This is a genomic window from Streptomyces seoulensis (assembly GCF_004328625.1).
GTDB lineage: Bacteria > Actinomycetota > Actinomycetes > Streptomycetales > Streptomycetaceae > Streptomyces > Streptomyces seoulensis.
On the sequence record NZ_CP032229.1, the window covers coordinates 133869 to 154299 of the forward strand.

The 20431-nt window shown below is 73.3% G+C and carries 18 protein-coding genes; 9 read left to right on the top strand and 9 right to left on the bottom strand.

The window, feature by feature from the left end; genetic code table 11:
- Positions 1-5 precede the first annotated feature (5 nt).
- Entirely contained in the window at positions 6-1334 is a 1329-nt protein-coding gene (locus D0Z67_RS00570) for an MFS transporter (RefSeq protein ID WP_107059546.1), read from the bottom strand.
- 70 nt (positions 1335-1404) lie between these two features.
- On the bottom strand, positions 1405-2022 hold the full coding sequence (locus tag D0Z67_RS00575) for a LysE/ArgO family amino acid transporter (RefSeq protein WP_031180668.1): 618 nt from the start codon (positions 2020-2022) through the stop codon (positions 1405-1407).
- A 66-nt stretch (positions 2023-2088) separates the two neighbouring features.
- On the opposite strand from D0Z67_RS00575, the gene D0Z67_RS00580 reads away from it, so the two are divergent.
- Positions 2089-2973, top strand: a complete 885-nt coding sequence (locus D0Z67_RS00580; protein WP_031180667.1) for a LysR family transcriptional regulator ArgP — start codon at positions 2089-2091, stop codon at positions 2971-2973.
- On the opposite strand, the gene D0Z67_RS00585 is transcribed toward D0Z67_RS00580, so the two are convergent.
- Positions 2939-3661 carry a TetR/AcrR family transcriptional regulator gene (locus D0Z67_RS00585; RefSeq protein ID WP_037774659.1) on the bottom strand — a complete coding sequence of 241 codons (723 nt, stop codon included), beginning with the start codon at positions 3659-3661 and terminating at the stop codon, positions 2939-2941. The genes D0Z67_RS00580 and D0Z67_RS00585 overlap by 35 nt on opposite strands.
- Positions 3662-3803: 142 nt before the next feature.
- Here D0Z67_RS00585 and D0Z67_RS00590 point away from each other — a divergent pair, with 142 nt between their 5' ends.
- Entirely contained in the window at positions 3804-5024 is a 1221-nt protein-coding gene (locus tag D0Z67_RS00590; RefSeq protein ID WP_031180665.1) for a saccharopine dehydrogenase family protein, read from the top strand.
- Positions 5025-5027: 3 nt separating this feature from the next.
- On the opposite strand, the gene D0Z67_RS00595 is transcribed toward D0Z67_RS00590, so the two are convergent.
- The 3 genes from D0Z67_RS00595 to D0Z67_RS00605 form a co-directional block, all read right to left on the bottom strand.
- On the bottom strand, positions 5028-6458 hold the full coding sequence (locus tag D0Z67_RS00595) for a M1 family metallopeptidase (protein WP_031180664.1): 1431 nt from the start codon (positions 6456-6458) through the stop codon (positions 5028-5030).
- 115 nt (positions 6459-6573) lie between these two features.
- On the bottom strand, positions 6574-8247 hold the full coding sequence (locus D0Z67_RS00600) for an FAD-binding dehydrogenase (protein WP_031180663.1): 1674 nt from the start codon (positions 8245-8247) through the stop codon (positions 6574-6576).
- A 36-nt stretch (positions 8248-8283) separates the two neighbouring features.
- The gene (locus D0Z67_RS00605) at positions 8284-8898 is read right to left on the bottom strand and encodes a TetR/AcrR family transcriptional regulator (RefSeq protein ID WP_031180662.1); all 615 of its coding nucleotides are present in this window, start codon (positions 8896-8898) and stop codon (positions 8284-8286) included.
- Between the two features lie 121 nt (positions 8899-9019).
- Between D0Z67_RS00605 and D0Z67_RS00610 the strand changes: the two genes are divergently transcribed.
- Positions 9020-9649, top strand: a complete 630-nt coding sequence (locus D0Z67_RS00610; protein WP_031180661.1) for an alpha-ketoglutarate-dependent dioxygenase AlkB — start codon at positions 9020-9022, stop codon at positions 9647-9649.
- A gap of 56 nt (positions 9650-9705) precedes the next feature.
- A complete protein-coding gene (locus D0Z67_RS00615) occupies positions 9706-10452 on the top strand; it encodes an MBL fold metallo-hydrolase (protein ID WP_031180660.1) in 747 nt (248 codons plus the stop codon).
- 4 nt (positions 10453-10456) lie between these two features.
- Here the strand turns inward: D0Z67_RS00615 and D0Z67_RS00620 are convergent, their stop codons facing one another.
- Positions 10457-11341, bottom strand: a complete 885-nt coding sequence (locus D0Z67_RS00620; protein ID WP_031180659.1) for a universal stress protein — start codon at positions 11339-11341, stop codon at positions 10457-10459.
- A gap of 163 nt (positions 11342-11504) precedes the next feature.
- On the opposite strand from D0Z67_RS00620, the gene D0Z67_RS00625 reads away from it, so the two are divergent.
- From D0Z67_RS00625 to D0Z67_RS00635, 3 genes are read left to right on the top strand one after another with little or no spacing between them, the layout of a single operon-like run.
- Positions 11505-13181, top strand: a complete 1677-nt coding sequence (locus tag D0Z67_RS00625; RefSeq protein ID WP_031180658.1) for an NAD(P)/FAD-dependent oxidoreductase — start codon at positions 11505-11507, stop codon at positions 13179-13181.
- The gene (locus D0Z67_RS00630) at positions 13178-14647 is read left to right on the top strand and encodes an ATP-binding protein (RefSeq protein ID WP_031180657.1); all 1470 of its coding nucleotides are present in this window, start codon (positions 13178-13180) and stop codon (positions 14645-14647) included. Before D0Z67_RS00625 ends, D0Z67_RS00630 begins: the two co-directional genes overlap by 4 nt.
- Positions 14644-14994: a UBP-type zinc finger domain-containing protein gene (locus D0Z67_RS00635; protein WP_031180656.1), complete on the top strand. Its 351-nt coding sequence runs from the start codon at positions 14644-14646 to the stop codon at positions 14992-14994. The genes D0Z67_RS00630 and D0Z67_RS00635 overlap by 4 nt, the downstream gene beginning before the upstream one ends.
- A 7-nt stretch (positions 14995-15001) precedes the next feature.
- Here the strand turns inward: D0Z67_RS00635 and D0Z67_RS00640 are convergent, their stop codons facing one another.
- Complete coding sequence (locus tag D0Z67_RS00640; RefSeq protein WP_031180655.1) at positions 15002-16210, bottom strand: SGNH/GDSL hydrolase family protein; 1209 nt, start codon at positions 16208-16210, stop codon at positions 15002-15004.
- Positions 16211-16355: 145 nt separating this feature from the next.
- The gene (locus D0Z67_RS00645; RefSeq protein WP_031180654.1) at positions 16356-18152 is read right to left on the bottom strand and encodes a M4 family metallopeptidase; all 1797 of its coding nucleotides are present in this window, start codon (positions 18150-18152) and stop codon (positions 16356-16358) included.
- A 314-nt stretch (positions 18153-18466) separates the two neighbouring features.
- On the opposite strand from D0Z67_RS00645, the gene D0Z67_RS00650 reads away from it, so the two are divergent.
- Entirely contained in the window at positions 18467-19681 is a 1215-nt protein-coding gene (locus tag D0Z67_RS00650; protein WP_031180653.1) for a serine hydrolase domain-containing protein, read from the top strand.
- Between the two features lie 72 nt (positions 19682-19753).
- Positions 19754-20431, top strand: coding sequence for an AIM24 family protein (locus D0Z67_RS00655; RefSeq protein WP_031180652.1), 678 nt, complete (start codon positions 19754-19756; stop codon positions 20429-20431).

Sequence of the window (20431 nt, forward strand, 5' to 3'; positions counted from 1 at the left end):
CCGGGTCAGATCCGGTAGCGGCGCAGTGCGGGCATGGCGGCGGCCAGCGCCAGCATGACGACGACCACCAGTGCCCCACCGCCCGCGACGGCGGCGCGAGGGCCGAACAGCGACCCGGCGGTGCCGTGCAGCACGTCGGCGAGGCGGGGCCCGCCGGCGACGACCACGGTGAAGACGCCCTGCATCCGGCCGCGCATCTCGTCGGTGGCGGCGGAGAGCAGGATGGCGCCCCGGAAGACCATGGAGACCATGTCGGCCACACCGCCGGCGGCGAGGAAGGCGGCGGCCACCCAGAGGTTGCCGCTCAGCCCGAACCCGACGACGGCGAGCCCCCAGCCGACCACCGAGCCGATGACCATGAGCCCGTGCCTGCGGGCCCGCGAGAAGACGCCGGAGAACAGCCCGCCCAGCACCGCGCCGACCGGGATCGCGGCGAAGAGCAGACCGAGCGCGAACCCCGGGCCCCAGGAGCCGTAGGTCTGCGCGGCCAGCTCCGGGAAGAGGGCGCGGGGCATGCCGAAGACCATGGCGACGATGTCGGCGAGGAAGGACAGCAGCAGCACCTTGTGCCCGGCGATGTACCGGAACCCGGCCGCGATCTCCCGCACCCCGGCGCGGCGGGCGACGGTCTCACCGAGCGGGGGCAGGGCGGGCAGCCGGAAGACGGCCCACACGGTGAAGGTCAGCGCGACGGCGTCGACGAGGTACAGCTCGGGCAGTCCGATCACCGGGATCAGCACACCGGCGAGCAGCGGCCCGGCGACCGCGCCGATCTGCATGACGGTGGTGCCGAGCGCGTTGGCGGCGGGCAGTTCCCCGGCCGGGACGAGCCGGGCGATGGAGGCGCTGCGGGCAGGCTGGTTGAGGCCGAAGAACGCCTGCTGGGCGGCGAGCAGGACCATCAGCACCGGCACCGAGTCCAGCCCGGTGACGGCCTGGACCCAGAACAGCAGCGAGGTCACCGCGATGCCGATGTTGGTGACCAGCAGCAGCTTGCGCCGGTCCACGGTGTCCGCGACGGCCCCGCCCCACAGCGCGAAGACCACCATCGGCACGAGCCCGGCAAGGCTGGCGTAGCCGACCCACGCCGAGGACTGGGTGATGTCGTAGATCTGCTTGGGTACGGCGACCGCGGTGAGCTGGCTGCCGACGGCGGTGACGATGGTCGACGACCACAGGCGCCGGTAGGCGGGGATGCGCAGGGGGCGGGTGTCCATCGCCCAGCGGCGCCAGCCGCGTGCGGGCGGGTCCCCGCCGGGCTTCTCGTCCTTGCCCGCGTCGGTGGTGCTGCTGCTCTCGCTCGTGTCCACGGAGGTCCTGGTTGCTCGATACATCTTTCGATTTCGAGCCTCACTATCGCAGCAACGCCCGGCGAAAGCCGAACCCTTTGCCGCCTGGCTTGCCTCAGGTGCCGATCAGCAGCATCGCCCCGAGGCCGAGCATGGTGACGGCGACCAGCCCGTCCAGCACCCGCCAGGCGGCGGGCCGGGCCAGGACACGGCCGAGCAGCCGGGCGCCGAGGCCGAGGGCGGCGAACCAGCACAGGCTGGCCAGCGCCGCGCCCAGCCCGAAGGTCCAGCGCAGCGGGCCCCGGTCGGCGGCCAGCGAGCCGACCAGGAAGACGGTGTCCAGGTAGACGTGCGGGTTGAGCCAGGTCATCGCCAGGCAGGTGAGCACCGCGCGCCGGATCGACCCGGCCGCCTCGCCGTCCGTGCTCAGCCCGCCGGTGCCGGGGCGCAGGACGCGCCGGGCGGCGAGGGCGCCGTAGCAGAGCAGGAAGATCCCGCCGACGATGCCGACCGCCCGTACCGCGTCCGGCCAGGCCACCACGATCGCGCCGACCCCGGCGACGCCGAGGGCGATGAGCACGGCGTCGGAGATTGCGCAGATGCCCACCACGGCGAGGACGGCGTGCCGGCGGACCCCCTGGCGCAGGACGAAGGCGTTCTGGGCGCCGATGGCGACGATGAGGGAGAGGCCGGTGCCGAAGCCCGCGGCCGCGGCGGTGAGCGCGTGGTTCATGCCGTCGACGCTACGGACCGGATCACCGCGCGTACAGCTAAAGATTCTTACGTAACATTAGCGCTCGTGATGAACGAGCTTCCTCTGGACCAGGTGCGCACCCTGCTGGCCGTGGTGGACGAGGGCACCTTCGACGCGGCCGCCGCCGCGCTGCATGTGACGCCGTCGGCGGTGAGCCAGCGGATCAAGGCGCTGGAGCAGCGCACCGGCCGGGTGCTGCTCCAGCGCACCAAGCCGGTCCGGCCGACCGACTCCGGCGCGGTGCTGGTGCGGTACGCCCGTCAGCTCGCCCGGCTGGAGCGCGACGCGCGGGACGAGCTGGGGATGAGCGGTGCCGGGGAGCCGACGCGGGTGTCGGTCGCGGTGAACGCGGACTCGCTGTCGACCTGGTTCCTGGACGCGCTCACCGAGGTGCCGGGGCTCAGTTTCGAGCTGCGCCGGGAGGACGAGGACCACACGGCGGCGCTGCTGCGCGAGGGGCTGGTGATGGCGGCGGTGACGGGGTCGGCGGAACCGGTGCCCGGCTGCTCGGTGCGTCCGCTGGGGCGGCTGCGGTATCTGCCGGTGGCGGCGCCGGAGCTGGCCGCGCGGCTGCCGTCCGGTCCGCTCGCCGAGGCGCTGGGCGCGTTGCCGGTGATGGTCTTCGACGACAAGGACGACCTCCAGGACGCCTTCGTACGGGGGCTCGGCGGGCCGGGCGCGGGGCCGGTGCGGCACTACGTGCCGACCTCGGAGGGGTTCGCTGAGTCGGTGGCGCGCGGGCTCGGCTGGGGGATGGTGCCGGAGTCCCAGGCGGAGCCGCTGCTGGCGGCGGGCCGGGTCGTGCCGCTGGCGCCGGGGCGGTGGCTGGACGTGGCGCTGTACTGGCAGCAGTGGCGGCTGGACTCCCCCGCGCTGGCGGCGCTCGCCGAGGCGGTCAGCGCGACGGCGGCGCGGGCGCTGCGCCGCTGAGCCGGGCGGCCGCGCTGTCCAGCAGCATCTCCAGCGCGGTCGGGTAGGCGCTGTGCACCATCTGCCGGGCGAGCAGCGGGGCGGCCTCGGCGATGCGCGGGTGGGTGGAGCGGGGCAGCCGGGCGTAGGTGGAGTGCCACTGGTCCTCGTCGGCCCGCTGGGAGGCGCTGGGCAGGGCCAGGGTGGCCGCGTCCAGGGCGGCGAAGGCGAGGGTCTGGTCGATGAAGGCGTGGTAGACCCGTACCGCCTCGGGCAGCGGGAACCCGGCGCGGGCGAGGACGTCGAGGACCGCCTCGTCGGCGGCGAGTTCATGGGCGCGGCCGGTGACCCGGCTGACGGTCAGCAGCGCGGCCTGGGGGTGGGCGACGTAGGCGGCGTGGATGCGGGTGCCGACGGCGCGCAGGTCGGCGCGCCAGCGGCCGGTGCGCCGCCAGCCGTCGAGGGCCTGACCGATGAGGGCGTCGCCGATGGCCAGGGTGAGGTCGTCCATGCCTCGGAAGTACCGGTAGAGGGTGCTGGGGTCGCAGTCCAGGGCGAGGCCGAGGCGGCGGGCGGTCAGGCCGGCGCTGCCGTGCTCGCGCAGCAGGCGCAGCGCGGTGGTGACGATCAGCTCCTCGGTGAGCACGGTGCCGCTCCGGGTGGGCCGGCGTCTGCGGCGCTTCTCCTCGGGCACGACGGGTTTGGGCACGGCGGAGGCCCTCTCTGCGGTCTTGGTGGCGGCGCTTATGCCAACGCCATTGACCTTAACTCGGACCGGGGCGTTGGATGCGGGGCAAGGCGCGCCTGTCCCGTTCTCGTTTCCCGTCCGTGTCAGGCAGGGAGTTTCCGTCATGCGTGTACTGCTCGTGGGGGCCGGTGGTGTGGGCACCGCCGTCACCCGGATCGCGGCCCGCCGTCCGTTCTTCGACCTGATGGTGGTGGCCGACTACGACCCCGCCCGCGCGGAGGCGGCCGTCGCGGCGCTCGGCGCGGACGCGGGCCGGTTCACGGCCGAGCGGGTGGACGCGGCCGACGAGGCGGCGGTCGCCGGACTGCTCGCCCGGCACGGCTGCGACGTGCTGCTGAACGCCACCGACCCCAGGTTCGTGATGCCGCTGTTCCGGGCGGCCCGCGCGGCCGGCGCCACCTATGTCGACATGGCGATGTCGCTGTCCCGGCCGCACCCGGAGCGTCCGTACGAGGAGTGCGGGGTGAAGCTCGGCGACGAGCAGTTCGCGCTCGCCGCCGACTGGGAGCGCGCGGGCGCGCTGGCGCTGGTCGGCATGGGCGTGGAGCCCGGCCTCTCGGACGTGTTCGCCCGGTACGCGGCGGACGAACTCTTCGACACCGTCGAGGAGATCGGTGTCCGCGACGGCGCGAACCTGACCGTGGACGGCTACGACTTCGCGCCCTCCTTCAGCATCTGGACCACGATCGAGGAGTGCCTGAACCCGCCGGTGGTCTACGAGGAGGGGCGCGGCTGGTTCACCACGGAGCCGTTCAGCGAGCCGGAGGTGTTCGACTTCCCCGAGGGCATCGGCCCGGTGGAGTGCGTGAACGTCGAGCACGAGGAGGTGCTGCTGATGCCGCGCTGGACGGACGCGCGGCGGGTCACCTTCAAGTACGGGCTGGGCCGGGAGTTCACCGACACGCTGCGCACGCTGCATCAGCTGGGCCTGGACCGCACGGTCCCGGTGACCGTGCCGGGTCCGGACGGTCCGGTCGCGGTCTCCCCGCGTGACGTGGTGGCCGCCGGGCTGCCCGACCCGGCGACGCTGGGCGACCGGATGCGCGGCAAGACCTGCGCGGGCACCTGGGTGCGGGGCACCAAGGACGGGGCGCCGCGCGAGGTGTACCTCTACCACGTGGTCGACAACGAGTGGTCGATGGCCGAGTACGGCTCCCAGGCCGTGGTCTGGCAGACGGCGGTGAACCCGGTCGTCGCCCTCGAACTCCTCGCCACCGGCGCCTGGTCGGGCGCGGGCGTGCTGGGTCCGGAAGCCTTCCCGGCCCGCCCGTTCCTCGACCTGCTGACCGCGTACGGCTCCCCGTGGGGGCTGCGCGAGCAGTGACCGTCAGACGGTCTTCTTCGGCTTGCCCTTGGTGTACAGCCAGGTGTGCAGCACCGGGGCGACCTTCTTGCCGGACTCCTTCTCGGCGAGCCGGATGAACTGCTCGGTCGTGCCGTGGCCGTCTCGGTGCTGGGTGGCCCAGGCGCGCAGGATGCGGAGGAAGGCGCGGTCGCCGACGGTCCTGCGCAGCTCGTGCAGGGCCATCGCGCCCCGGTCGTAGACGGGGTCGCCGAAGATCTTGCCGCCGTCGCCGGGGTTGCCGGGCGGGTAGGCCCACAGCTTGTCCTTGGCCGGGTGGGCGTAGAGGCCGTCGAAGGTCTTCTGGGCGCTGTCGCCGCCGTGCTGCTCCTCGTAGAGCCACTCGGTGTAGCTGGCGAAGCCCTCGTTGAGCCAGATGTCCTGCCACTTGGTCAGCGAGACGGAGTCGCCGAACCACTGGTGGGCGCTCTCGTGCACGAGGGTGTCCAGGTCGGGCGCCGAGTCGTACACCGGGCGGGTCTGGGTCTCCAGGGCGTAGCCGACGTCGGGGGCGTGGTCGACGATCGAGCCGGCGGCGCGGTACGGGTAGGGGCCGAAGAGTCCGGCCTCCCACTTCAGCACCGAGGGCAGCTTCTTCATCACCGGGTCGGCGGCGCGGGCCTCCCTGGGGTCGACGGCGTCGTAGAGCTGGACGCCGCCGGGCAGGGTGCTGCGCCGGACGGTGAAGGTGCCGACGGTGGCGGTGGCGAGGTAGGCGGCCATGGGCTCGGCCTGGTGCCAGCGGAAGGTGGTGCGGCCGTGCTCGGTGCGCTGCCCGCGCAGCACGCCGTTGGCGACGGCGGTACGGCCCTTGGGGACGGTGATCGTGAAGTCGTACGACGCCTTGTCCAGCGGGTGGTTGTTGGCCGGGTACCAGGTCATGGCGCCCTGCGGCTGGCCCGCGACGAAGGCGCCGTCGTCGGTGGGGATCCAGCCGTCGGTCGAGCCGTCCGGGTCGGTGACCGGCTTCGGCTTGCCCTGGTAGCGGACGGTGACCTTGAACTCCTGGCCCTGGCGCAGGGTGTTCTTCGGGGTGACGACGAGCTCCTGGCCCTTGCGGGTGAAGCCGGCACCGTCGCGGCCGACGCGCACGGAGGTGACGGTGAGCCCGCTCAGGTCCAGGTCGAAGCGGCTGAGGCGCTGGGTGGCGCGGGCGGTGAGCACGGCGGTGCCGTCCAGGTGCCGGGAGGACGTGTCGTAGCCGAGGGTGAGGTCGTAGTGGCTCACGTCGTAGCCGCCGTTGCCGCTGAGCGGGAAGTACGGGTCTCCGGCGCCCGCCGCTCCGGTGGTGCCGGAGCCGAGCGGGGCGGCCGCGCCGAGGAGGGCGGCGACCGCCAGCGGGATCGTGGCGAGGACCGTCTCGCGACGGAGGAGGGCGGTGCGGCGTCGTACGGCCGGACGGCGGGAGGACGTCACGTGCGCTCCTTCGGGGACGGCGATGATCGCTCCGCACAGATTAGGGCGCCGGTGCCCCGCTTGTCCTGCGCTCCGGATCATCCCCGGGACCTCCTTTGCCGCTCGGCCGGCGCCTTCAGCCGGTCTGCCGGGCCGCCGCCCTGCCCGCGGCGCGGCCGGAGAAGAGGCAGCCGCCGAGGAAGGTGCCCTCCAGGGCGTTGTAGCCGTGCACCCCTCCCCCGCCGAAGCCGGCCACCTCACCGGCCGCGTAGAGCCCGTCGACCGGGCTGCCGTCGAGGCCGAGGGCGCGGGAGTCGAGGTCGGTCTGGATGCCGCCCAGGGTCTTGCGGGTCAGCACCCGCAGCCGGACCCCGATCAGCGGACCCGCCTCGGGGTCGAGGACGCGGTGCGGGGCGGCGACCCGGCCGAGCCGGTCCCCGATGTAGCGGCGGGCGTTGCGGATGCCCTGGACCTGGGAGTCCTTGCTGTAGGGGTTGGCCATCTGGAGGTCGCGGGCCTCGATCTGGCGGCGCACCTCGGCCGGGTCGAGCAGGGCTTCGCCGGTGAGGCCGTTCATCTTGCCGACCAATTCCTCGATCGTGCCGGCGGTGACGAAGTCCGCGCCCTTGTCGAGGAACGCCTGCACCGGTCCCGGGGCGCCCTTGCCCAGCACCCGGTCGCGGAGCACGGCCTTGCGGTCCTTGGCGGTGATGTCCGGGTTCTGCTCCGAGCCGGAGAGCGCGAACTCCTTCTCGATGATCTTCCGGGTGAGGACGAACCAGGAGTGGTCGTGGCCCGCGATGTCCTCGGTGGTGCGCAGATGGCGCAGGGTGCTCAGCGTGTCGTAGCCGGGCAGGCAGGGGTCGGGCAGGCGGCGGCCGAGGGCGTCCAGCCAGACGGAGGACGGGCCGGGCAGGACGCGGATGCCGTGGCCGAGCCAGACGGGGTCCCAGTTGGCGAGGCCCTCGGTGTAGTGCCACATGCGGTCCCGGTTGACCAGGCGCACCCCGGCCTCGGCGCTGATGTCGAGCATCCGGCCGTCGACGTAGGCGGGGACGCCGGTGACCATGTCGGCCGGGGGCGTGCCGAGCCGCTCGGGCCAGTAGCGGCGGACGATGTCGTGGTTCGCGCCGATGCCGCCGGTGGTGAGGACGACGGCCTGCGCGGTCAGCTCGAACTCCCCCGCCGTCTCCCTGCTGGAGGCGACACCGCGCGGCGAGTCGTCGGGGGCGAGCAGGGTGCCGCGTACGCCACGCGCGGTGGTGCCGTCGATGAGGAGTTCGTCGACGCGGTGCCGGTGGTGGAAGGTCAGCAGCCCGTCCCGCGCGGCCTGCCGGGCGTACCGCACGAAGGGCTCGACCACGCCGGTGCCGGTGCCCCAGGCGATGTGGAAGCGGGGTACGGAGTTGCCGTGGCCGTCGGCGCGCAGGTCGCCGCGCTCGGCCCAGCCGACGGTGGGCAGCAGCTCGATGCCGTGGCCGCGCAACCAGGACCGCTTCTCGCCGGCCGCGAACTCGACGTAGGCACGGGCCCAGCGCACCGCCCAGGAGTCCTCGTCGTCCAGGCGGTCGAAGCCGGCGCTGCCCCGCCAGTCGTTCCAGGCGAGGTCGAGGGAGTCCTTGACGCCGAGGCGGCGCTGTTCGGGCGAGTCGACCAGGAAGAGCCCGCCGAAGGACCAGAACGCCTGGCCGCCCAGGTTGGCGGCGTTCTCCTGGTCCAGCAGGGCCACCTTCCGGCCCCGGCTGGTGAGTTCGTGCGCCGCGACCAGGCCGGCCAGGCCCGCTCCCACGACTATGACGTCCGCGTCCATGGAGTCCTCGTCCTTCCTTCCAGGGTTCGTACAGGGTCATGCCGGCTCGCCGCCGCCGGACAGCAGGGGCGTGAGCAGGTGTTTCAGCCAGTCGCGGGCGGCGTCGACGTCCTTGTCCAGCAGGAGCTGGACGGTGACGCCGTCGTAGGCGGCGACGACCGCGCGGGCGGCGGCGTCCACCCCGCCGGGCGGGGTGGCGGTGGCCTCGGCCCGGCGCAGCCGGTCGGCGACGGCCTCGCGCAGCCGGGCCCGGTGGCGGAGCAGCGTCTCGGCGACCTCCGGGTCGCGGGCGGCGTGCACCAGGAAGTCGGTCTTCACCAGCAGCCAGTCCACGTCGAGGAGGAGTACCTCGGCGACCCGGTCCACGGAGGCGGCCACGTCCAGCGCGGGGCCGTCCTGGGCGAGCGCCTCGGCGACCTGGGAGGCGATGAGGTCGGCGCGCTCCTGGTAGAGGGCGAAGAACAGCTCGTCCAGCGTGGCGAAGTTCGAGTAGAAGGCTCCCCGGCTGTATCCGGCGGCCTCGCAGACCTCCTCGATGGAGACCCGCCCGAACCCCTTGGCCGCGAACACCGCGAAGGCGGCGGCCAGCAGCTCGGCCCGCGTACGCGCCCGCCGCTTGGTCACGCGCGGCGCCCTCTGGTCGGCCGTCATCACCCGCACCTCCGTCTTGATACATGAATGTATCCGATACAGAAATGTATCGAAAGGGCCCCGCAGACAGGCACCTCTTGATCAATAGAACGCATTTTCGATTCAGGAGTACGCTGGCCCCATGCCCACGCACCTCCAGAGTTCGCTGTTCGACCAGACCGACGAGCTGCGCCTCAACCCCCTCGACGGGCCGGCGCGGACCACGCTGGGCTCCGGGGCCTGGATCGACGTGCTGCCGGGCTGGCTGAGCGGGGCCGACGCGCTGTTCGAACACCTCGCCGCCGAGGTCCCCTGGCGGGCCGAGCAGCGCCGGATGTACGACAACGTGGTGTCCGTACCGCGCCTGCTCTCCTTCTACCGGAGCCGGGACCCGCTCCCCCACCCGGTGCTGGACGAGGCCCGCGAGGCGCTCTCGGCGCACTACGGGCCGGAGCTGGGCGAGCCCTTCGTCACGGCCGGGCTGTGCTACTACCGCGACGGCCGGGACAGCGTGGCCTGGCACGGGGACCGGATCGGGCGGGGCAGCCGGGAGGACACGATGGTGGCGATCCTGTCGGTCGGCGCCCCGCGCGATCTGCTGCTGCGTCCGGCGGGCGGTGGCGCGGTGGCGGTGCGCCGGCCGCTCGGGCACGGCGACCTGATCGTGATGGGCGGCTCCTGCCAGCGCACCTGGGAGCACTGCGTCCCCAAGTCGGTGCGGGCCGCCGGGCCTCGGATCAGCATCCAGTTCCGCCCTCGTGGGGTGCGCTGACCCGGCATCTGATTGGCTGGCGCCGGTCAGGTCATCGGCCGGAATCCGAGGGGAACATGCGGGCACAGGCAGAGCAAGTCGCGGACGGCGTCCACCTGGTGCGGGGTCACCACGTCAACTGGGTGATCCTGAAGGACGGTGCGGACGTCACGCTCATCGACACCGGGTATCCGGGAGACCGGCAGGCACTGCTCGACTCCCTCGCGGCCGTGGGGAGTTCACCGGAGGCGGTGACGGCGGTACTGATCACCCACGCGCACAACGACCACCTGGGCTCGGCCGAGTACCTGCGCGACACCCACGGCACGCCGGTGCTGCTGCATCCGGCCGAAGTGCCGCACGCCCGGCGGGACTTCCTCCAGCAGTGCTCCATCGGCGACGTGGTCCGCAACGCCTGGCGGCCCGGTGTGGTGCCGTGGGCGGCGCAGGTGATCAAGGCGGGCGGCACCGAGCACAACCCGGTGGTGAAGCCCGAGCCGTTCCCGGCCGAAGGTGCCCTCGACCTGCCGGGGCGCCCGGTGCCCGTGCACACGCCCGGCCACACCGACGGGCACTGCGTCTACCACCTGCCCGAGGCGGGCGTGGTGATCTCCGGGGACGCCCTCATCACCGGGCACGCGACCTCCCGCACCCGGGGCCCGCAGATGCTGCACGGCTTCTTCCACCACGAGACGGACCGGGCCGTGACCTCGCTGGCGCTGATCGCCGGGCTGACGGGCGACCTGCTGCTGCCCGGCCACGGCCCGCTGTACCGGGGCCCGGTGCGGGCCGCCGTCGAGCAGGCCCGCGACCGGGCTTCCTGAGCGGTCAGGCCGGGTCGGCGCCGGGCCGGTCCTGCGGGACGACGGCGACCGGGCTGCCCGCGTGGTGCAGCACGCCGTGCGCGACCGAGCCGATCCGGGCGCCGACCGCCGTACGGCGCGCGCGTCGGCCCACCACGAGGAGCTGGGCCCGCGTGGCCTGGGAGACCAGCACCTGCCCGGCGCTGCCCATCTCGATGTGCTCGGTGACCGGCACGCCGGGGAACCGCTCGCGCCAGGGCGCCAGCGCGTCGGCGAGCGCCCGCTTCTCGTACGGTTCGAGGCCGCCCGCCTCGTCCAGCAGCTTCAACGAGCCGGGGCTGTGGGCGAAGACGGGCGGCAGGGTCCAGGCGCGCACCGCGCGGAGGGTCGCGCCGCGGGCGGCCGCCGTCTCGAAGGCGAAGCGCAGCGCGGCGGCGCTGTCCTCCGGGGTGCCGTGCTGGCCGACGACGATCTCCCGTCCGGCGGACTCGGCCTCCGGGCGGTCCCCGGCGCGCACCAGGATCACCGGCCGGGTGGTCTCCGCGACGACCCGGAGGCCGACCGAGCCGAGCAGGAAGCCGACCACCGCCCCGTGCCCGCGGGTGCCGAGGACCAGTTCCTCGGCGTCCGCGCCGGCCGCGAGCAGCGCGTCCACCGCGTCGTCCTCGGTCAGTTCCAGCGTCGCGTGCAGGCCGGGGTGCCGTTCGGTGAGGGAGCCGACAGCGCGGCCGATGCCCTCCTCGGCCCAGGCCCGCTGGGTGTCCCGGTCGGCCGGGAGTTCGCCGATCTCCTCCCAGGCGTGCACCACGCGCAGTGGCAGCCCCCGGCGTACGGCCTCGCGGGCCGCCCAGTCCAGCGCCGCCAGGCTTTCGTCGGTACCGTCCACCCCTGCCGTGATCGGGCGTGTCATGCGGTGAGCCTCCTCGTCGTCCGGCCTGTTCCGTCGTCGCCATGACCCTGCCACAGCGGGCGGGCGCCTCCGCCACCCGTCGCCCGGAGCACACCGGGGCGAAGCGGGAGAAACGCACATACGATGGGCGGGACGTGCACCCGACCGCCCGGGGTGAGAACGCATGGCAGAACCGACCGACGCGGCCCGGACCGTCCTGCTGACCGTGGACGACGATCCGGGCGTGTCCCGCGCGGTCGCCCGCGATCTGCGGCGCCGCTACGGCGCCGCGTACCGCGTGGTGCGCGCCGAGTCCGGTCGGTCGGCGCTGGAGGCGCTGCGCGAGCTGAAGCTGCGCGGCGACTCCGTGGCGGTGCTGCTGGCGGACTACCGGATGCCGGTGATGAACGGCATCGAGTTCCTGGAACGCGCGATGGACGTCTACCCGGGCGCGCGGCGGGTGCTGCTGACGGCGTACGCGGACACCGGGGCGGCGATCGACGCGATCAACGTGGTGGATCTGGACCACTACCTGCTCAAGCCCTGGGACCCGCCGGAGGAGAAGCTGTACCCGGTGGTCGACGACCTGCTGGCGGCCTGGCGGGCCGGGGACCACCGGCCGGTGCCGTTCATGAAGGTGGTGGGCCACCGCTGGTCGGCGCGGTCTTCGGAGGTGCGGGAGTTCCTGGCCCGCAACCAGGTGCCCTACCGCTGGTACTCGGTGGAGGAGCCCGAGGGCCGGCGCCTGCTGGCGGCGGCCGGGCAGGACGGGCTGCGGCTGCCCCTGGTGATCACCCCGGACGGCGGGGTGCTGGTCGAGCCCGAGGCTCCGGAGCTGGCGGCCCGGGTCGGTCTGGCGACGACCCCGACGGCCGACTTCTACGACCTCGTGGTGATCGGCGGCGGCCCGGCCGGGCTGGGCTCGGCGGTGTACGGGGCGTCGGAGGGCCTGCGCACGGTCCTGGTGGAGCGCTCGGCCACGGGCGGCCAGGCCGGGCAGAGCTCCCGTATCGAGAACTACCTCGGCTTCCCCGACGGCGTCTCCGGCGCCCAGCTCACCGACCGCGCCCGCCGCCAGGCGACCCGGTTCGGCGCGGAGATCCTCACCGCGCGCGAGGTGACGGGACTGGAGGTCAACGGCGCGGCGCGGGTCGTCCGGTTCGCGGACGGCTCGGCGATCGGCGCGCACAGCGTGATCCTGGCGACCGGGGTGCAGTACCGGCGGCTGACCGCCGAGGGCTGTGCCGGGCTGACCGGCTGCGGGGTGTTCTACGGGTCGGCGCTGACCGAGGCGCCGTCCTGCCAGGGGCACGACGTGTTCATCGTGGGCGGCGCCAACTCGGCCGGGCAGGCGGCGATGTACCTGTCCCGGTTCGCCAAGTCGGTGACGCTGCTGGTGCGCGGGCCCGACCTGTCGGCGTCGATGTCGCACTATCTGGTCCAGCAGATCACCGAGGCCCCGAACATCACGGTGCGCGCCCGCACGGAGGTGGAGGCGGCGCACGGCTCGGACCGGCTGGAGCGGCTGACCCTGCGCCGGGTGGACACCGGTGAGGCGGAGCAGGCCGAGGCGCAGTGGATGTTCGTGTTCATCGGCGCCGCTCCGCTGACCGGCTGGCTGGACGGGACCGTGCGCCGGGACGGGCGGGGGTTCATCCTGGCCGGCCCGGATCTGACCGTGGACGGGGAACTGCCGGAGGACTGGGATCTGGACCGGCCCCCGTACCACCTGGAGACCAGCGTGCCGGGCGTGTTCGTGGCGGGCGACGCGCGCGCCGAGTCGGCCAAGCGGGTCGCGTCCGCCGTAGGAGAGGGAGCCATGGCCGTGATGCTCGTCCACCGTTATCTGGAGCAGTCGTGAGCGGGCGGCCGCTGCCGTGCAGCCCCGGCGAGATCGGCACGCTGTTCCTCTTCGAGCGGCTGTCACCCGAGCAGGTGGGACGGCTGTGCCGGGACGGCCGGGTGGAGCAGTTCGAGCCGGGCCCGGTGTACACCGAGGGTGACCCGGCGACCTGCTTCTACGTGCTGATCGAGGGCGCCGTCGTGCTCTCCCGGCGGATCGGCGCCGAGGACGTCGAGGTGTCCCGGACCAGCCAGCGCGGGGTGTACGGCGGCGCCATGCAGGCGTATCTCGGGGACCGGGTGCGGCAGTTGTACAACAACTCGATGCGGGTGACGGAGCCGACGCGGTTCTTCGTGCTGCCCGCGTCCGTGTTCGCGGAGGTGATGCGGGCCTGGTTCCCGATGGCGGTGCATCTGCTGGAGGGGCTGTTCTTCGGCTCCAAGAGCACGCAGGCGGCCATCGGGCAGCGCGAACGGCTGCTGGCGCTGGGCTCGTTGTCGGCCGGGCTCACCCATGAGCTGAACAATCCGGCGGCGGCCGCGGTGCGGGCCACCTCCACCCTGCGGGAGCGGGTGGCCCGGATGCGGCACAAGCTGGGGGTGATCGCGGAGGGGCCGTTCTCCCGTGACGCGCTGGCGAGTCTGATCGAGATCCAGGAGCGCACCGCCGAGCGGGTCGCCAAGGCACCCGTGCTCGGCCCACTGGAGGCGGCCGACCGCGAGGACGCGCTCGCGGACTGGCTGACCGACCACGGCATCGAGGACGGCTGGCGGCTCGCCCCGGTGTTCGTGCAGGCGGGCCTGGACGCCGACTGGCTGGAGCGGGTGGCCGCCACGGTGGACCAGGAGATCCTGGGCGGCGCGGTGGGCTGGCTCAACTACACCATCGAGACCGAGCTGTTGATGAACGAGATCGAGGACGCCACCACCCGCGTCTCCCAACTCGTCGACGCCGCCAAGCAGTACACCCAGCTGGACCGGGCCCCGTTCCGCGTGGTGGACGTGCACGAACTCCTCGACAGCACCCTGCTGATGCTCTCCGGCAAACTCGGCCCGCACATCGAGGTGGTGCGCGCCTACGACCGTACGCTGCCCTCGCTGCCGGGCTATCCGGCGGAGCTGAACCAGGTGTGGACCAACCTGATCGACAACGCGGTGTCCGCGATGACCGAGGACGGCGGCGGAGGCACGCTGACCGTGCGGACGGCGCGGGACGGGCGACTGGCCCTGGTGGAGTTCGCGGACACCGGGCCCGGGGTGCCCCCGGAGATCCGGGAGCAGATCTTCGACCCGTTCTTCACCACCAAGCCGGTCGGCGCGGGCACCGGTCTCGGGCTGGACATCTCCCGGCGGATCGTCGTCGACAAGCACCACGGCACCCTGCGGCTGGAGTCCGCCCCCGGCGACACCCGCTTCCAGGTCCGCCTGCCCCTGACCGCGGACACCCCGTCCGGCGAGACCCCGAGAGCCCAGGAGGGCGCATGAGTGAGGACAGCCCGATCGATCCGTCCGTGCCGCCGAGCGGTACGGGGTGCGTGGAGTGCGAGCAGGCGGGCAGCTGGTGGTTCCACTTGCGCCGCTGCGCGCGGTGCGGGCACATCGGGTGCTGTGACGACTCGCTGGGCAAGCACGCCACCGCCCACTACCGGGACACCGGCCATCCGGTGCTGCGCAGCTTCGAGCCCGGCGAGGACTGGTTCTGGAACTACGCGACGAAGGAACTGTACGAGTCCGGCCCCGCCCTTGCCCCGCCCGAGAGCCACCCCGCCGACCAGCCGGTACCGGGCCCGGCCGGACGGGTCCCGGCCGACTGGACCCAGTTGCTGAGCTGAACCGGCGTCAGCGCCGGCAGTTCCGGCTCGGGGGGTCGACCGCCCCGGCGATGGCGCGCATGCCGTCGTCGTCGGGGTGGAGGTGGTCGCCGCTGTCCAGGTCGGGGCGCAGCCGGGCGGGGTCGCGGGGGTCGCGCAGCGCGCGGTCGACGTCGGCGACGGCGTCGAAGTCGCCGCCGGTGCGCACCTGGTGGTTGACCTCCCGGCGGACCGCCTCGGCGGCCGGGTCCCACTGGAGCCAGCCCTTGAAGGGGGCGACGGTGGCGCCGACCACGCACAGGCCCGCCGCGTGGGCCCGCTCGGTGATCTCCCGGTACCCCGCGACGATCTCGGCCGCGCTCGCGCCGTGGTGCGCCTTGAGGTCGTTGACGCCCTCGTAGAGGATCACCGTGCGCACGCCGGGCTGGGAGAGGACGTCCCGCTCCAGCCGCCGCCCGGCGCTCGGGCCGCCGTCGTCGTCGCTGAGGACCCGGTTGCCGGAGATCCCCTCGTTGGCGACGCCGGTGCCGTCCGCGCGCAGTCGCCGGGCCAGGTCGTCGGGCCAGCGCCGGTCGCGTCCGGGCGTGGACCCCCACCCGTCGGTGATGGAGTCCCCGAGCGCGACGACCGCGCCGGTACGGGGGTGCGCGGGGCGTACGGAGATGGCGTCGAGGTACCACCAGGAGCCGGTCGTCGGCGCCCAGCCGGTGTCGCCGGCGCCGCCGGGGTCGGCGTCCCGGCCGAGGTAGGAGGTGGTGAGGGCCAGTTCGTGCCCGGTGGCGGGCCCCCGGGCGTCCGGGGTGCGCAGGCTGACGGCGAGGCGGGCCCCGGCGGCGACCCGGCCGGGCAGCGGGTCGCTCCAGACGGTACCGCCCGCCGGGACGGTGACGGTGTGCTCGCCGTCGAAGGTGAGCGCCCGGTTGCTGCCGGGCTTCAGGGAGGCGCCCTCGGCCTGGAGGCCCGCGTGGGCGCCGTCGACGGTGAGCGGGCGGTCCCCGAAGGCGTTGGAGAGCCGGACGCGCAGGTCGGTCCCGCCCGCGCTGACCTTCACGATCAGCCGGTAGGCCCGGTCGGCGCCCTCTCCGACGCGCTGGGCGCTCGCGGCCCAGGTGACCACGCCGGTGCCGCGCACGGTGGCCCCGGCCGGCGGGGTGACCGCGAGAGCGGGCGTCGCCTGGCCGGCGAGGACGAGCAGCAGGACGGCGGCCGCCCGGCGCGCTCTCCCCCGGCCGCTCACCCGGCCGGTTCCTTCGTCTGGCCCATGCCTGCGATGGTCCCGCCGACGCGGGTGCCCCGCACCTCGGTACGTTCCGTGTCCGGGCGTGCACAATGGCCCCGCCCCGCGCGAGGCGGGACGGGGCCCTGTCGGAGCCGGTGCTACGTCAGTGGTTCGCCGGGGTGTTGGCGGCCTTGACGTTGACCGCGGCCCAGGCCCGGTCGACGGTCCGGTACTCGGTGCTCGTCGCGCCGTACAGGTCCCTGGCCGCGTTCAGCGTCGCCACCCGGGCGTCGTGGAAGTCGGTGGTGGAGACCATGTAGCGGGTCAGGGCGCGGTAGAAGATCGCCGTGGCCTTGGCCCGGCCGATGCCCTTGACGGCACCGCCGTCGTAGGTCGGCGAGTCGTAGGAGACGCTGCCGATCTTCTTCTTGCCGCTGCCCTCGGCGAGGAGGTAGTACGCGTGCGAGGAGACGCCGGACCCGGCGTGCACCTCGGTGTCGTACGTGGCCTTCGACCAGTAGTCGACGGTGCCCTCCAGCCTGTCCAGGGAGGGGTGGTCGAGACGGCGCAGGAACTTCTGCGCGAGGCCCAGCTTCTCGCCGATCAGGTAGTTCGGCGGGTTCTTCGCGTTGGCGGCGAAGAACTCCACGTTGGAGCCGAAGATGTCGGCGAGGGACTCGTTGAGCGAGCCCGGTTCGCCGTACTGGTTGCCGTCGCGGTCGACGTAGGTCGGCTCCAGCTTGGCGGTGGCGTCGACCACGCCGTGGGTCAGCTCGTGACCGGTGACGTCGAGCACGACCAGCGGCTTCTTGATCATGTCGTCGCCGTCGCCGTACAGCATGCAGCCGCACGCCGGGTCCCAGAAGGCGTTGCCGACGCCGCGGCCCCAGTGCACCATCGCGCGGGCGGCCTTGCCGTTGTTGGCGATGCCCGACCGGTTGAAGGTGCTCTTGTAGAAGTCCAGCGTCTTGGTGATGCCGTACTGGGCGTCGGCGGCCGCGCTGTTGCGGTTGCTCGTGCTGCCGTTGCCCCAGACGTTGCCGGTACCGGTGATCGCGGTACCGCTGCCGAAGGACTCGCTGTACTTGCCCTTGGCGTCCCGCGTCTCGGTGTTGTACCGGGTCGGGTCCTTGAGCTGGAAGTGGCCGCGCGAGGTCTGCGTGGTGGTCAGCGGGACGCTGCCCACGAACAGGGTCTTGCCGGTGCCCCGCGCGGTCGCCGGGTAGCCCGAGGCGCCGGAGGTGATGCCCGCGAGGAGGCTCGGCGCGCTCTGGCCGGAGGTGGCCGGGGTGACCGTCTCACCGCGCGACCGCAGCGCCTTGCGGAGCTTCGGCGAGAGGAACTCGTCCGCGTCCGGGGCGTTGCTGCGGACCTCGCCGGTGACGGCGTCCACGACGACCGTACGGGTGCCGCTCGCGCCGTCCAGGGCACTGCCGGTGACGGTGACCCGGTAGGCGAGGGCGGTCTCGCCGTCGCGCGCGTCGACGACGAGTTCGGCGGTCCCGGCGGCACCCTCGGCGGCGTCGGCCGCCTTGGCGGCTGCCTGCCTGGGGGTGATCCGGGCGTCGGAGGCGGTGGCCTGTACGGACTGGCCGGCCGCGGTGGTCACGCCGGTGTAGGCGAGCTGCCGGTCGAGGTGGACGACGAGGTCGCCGCCGAGCACCGGCATGCCGCTGTGGGCGCGCTGGAAGCGGACGTGACGGCCGCCCTCGGGGTCGAACATGACGTCCTGCACGCGGAGTTCGTCACCCGTGCCGACCCCGGAGGCGTCGGCGTGGGCGAGCGCGGCCGCGCGGGCCGCGTTCACCACGGGGGCGGTCCGTGCGGCGGTCCGGACGCCTTCGGCGGCCGTGTGGGCCGTCAAGGGCGCGGGGCGGGCGAAGGCCGTGCCGGCCAGGCCCGTGGCCGCCGTCGCCACCGCGACGGCGACGGCCACACTGCGTATGTGCGGTCTGCGCACCAGGGGTTGTTCCTTCGTTCGACGGCGGCCGGGCGCGCCGGCCGCCGTGACACATGGCGCCGTTGGGCGGCCATCGGGGCAGGCGGGTCGCGCCCCGAAGGTTCACCCTTTCGGATGAGTCATGGCCACGTAAAGAAGGAATGATCCATTTCGCTGCTCTCCGGGACAATCCTTTACCCAAAGGACACCCCGGAGTGATCGCCACCTGGCCGACTGTGTGTCGACTGGGGAGACGGGCCGTCAATCCCCTAGGTTCCAGGCCGGAATGTGACGCATGTCGCATCAACGGCGGTGTGGACGGGAGTGGTGCCCTGATGGTCTCGGCAACGGTGGGCAGGAGCGCGGTACTCGGAGCGGTGGCGCTGTCGCTCCTCGTCGTCCCGGCACAGGCGGCGACCGGGGAGAAGGGCGCCGCGGCCGCGCTCCCCGCACCCGACACGGCGGGCGTGGACGGGGTGCTGCGCACGGTCCGCACCCAGGGCGCGCCGGCCGCGCTGGCCCGGATCGACGACCGGGGCCGCAGCCATCTGATCAGCCGGGGCGTCGCCGACCGGGGCACCGGCCGCGCGGCCAGCACCGCCGACCGGTTCCGCATCGGCAGCGTGACCAAGACCTTCTCCTCGGTCGTCCTGCTCCAACTGGCCGACGAGGGCAAGCTGGACCTGGACGCCCCGGTGAACCGGTACCTGCCGAAGCTGCTGCCGAGCGACGCCATCACCGTGCGCCATGTGCTGAGCCACCGCAGCGGGCTGTACGACTACACCAACGACATGTTCGCCCAGAGCGTCTCCGGCTTCGAGGCCGTGCGCAAGAAGGTGTTCACCTACCCCCAGTTGGTCGCGCTCTCCTTGAAGAAGCCGCGCGTCAACGCGCCCGGCGCGGCCTACTCGTACTCCAACACCAACTTCGTGGTGGCGGGCATGCTCATCGAGAAGCTCACCGGACGCCCGGTCAAGGAGGCTTACCAGAACCGGATCACGGGCCCGCTAAAGCTGCGGGACACCTTCTACGTCCACCCGGACACCCGGATCCCCGGCCGGTTCGCGCGCGGCTATCTGACCCCGGACCGCTCCGGCGACCCGCTGGTCGACGCGACCGAGCAGACCGCGTCGTGGGCGCAGAGCGCGGGCGCCGTCATCTCCACCGCCAAGGACCTGAACACCTTCCTCGCGGCGCTGCTCGGCGGCAGGCTGCTCTCCGCCGCGCGGCTCGCGCAGATGGAGCGCTTCACCAAGGTCGACGACACCACCGCCTACGGCCTCGGCCTGCGCCGCCGGGACCTGTCCTGCGGGGTGTCGGTGTACGGGCACACGGGCGCGGTGCAGGGCTACTACACGTACGCCTTCGCCACGAAGGACGGCAAGCGGGCGCTGACGGCGGTGGCCACCACCTCCAACAACGGCAAGGTGCTCAACGCGCTCGCGGGCGCCCTGGAGCCGGCCTTCTGCGGCAAGAGTGCCAAGCAGCGGCGCGGCCCGGCGCTGGTGGAGCGCGACGCGGACATCGCCCCGGCTTCCCCGGCGCGCTGAACTCCCCGTCCCGGACGGCCCGTCAGGCCCGTGATCTTGGCGGAACCGGTCCGTCCGGGACACCATGCGCTCATGAAGGGTGACCTCTTTTCCAGTGAGCACATGGTCCGTCCGGCGGTAGAGCCGGGAATGGCGATAGAGAACGGCAAATGCGTCAGGTACACGGTGGACGGTGAGATGCTCGCCCGCCAGGGCGCGATGATCGCCCACCGTGGCAGCCTCCAGTTCGAGCGCAAGGGCCAGGGCGTGGGCGGCATGCTCAAGCGCGCGGTGACCGGCGAGGGGCTGCCGCTGATGTCGGTGCGCGGGCGGGGCGAGGCGTGGTTCGCGCACGAGGCGCAGAACTGTTTCATCGTCGAGGTCGAGCCCGGCGACCAGTTCACCGTCAACGGCCGCAACGTGCTGTGTTTCGACGCCTCGCTGTCCTACGAGATCAAGACGGTGAAGGGCTCCGGCATCGCCGGTGGCGGCCTGTTCAACAGCGTGTTCAGCGGGCACGGCCGGCTCGGCCTGATCTGCGAGGGCAACCCGCTGGTGATCCCGGTGTCCGAGCAGGCGCCGGTGTACGTCGACACGGACGCGGTGGTCGGCTGGACCGCGAACCTGCGCACCTCGCTGCACCGCTCGCAGTCCATCGGCTCGATGCTGCGGGGCGGTTCGGGCGAAGCCGTCCAGCTCATGCTCCAGGGCGAGGGCGTCGTGGTGGTCCGGCCCAGCGAGGCGACCCCGCAGAGGCCCCAACAGCACTGA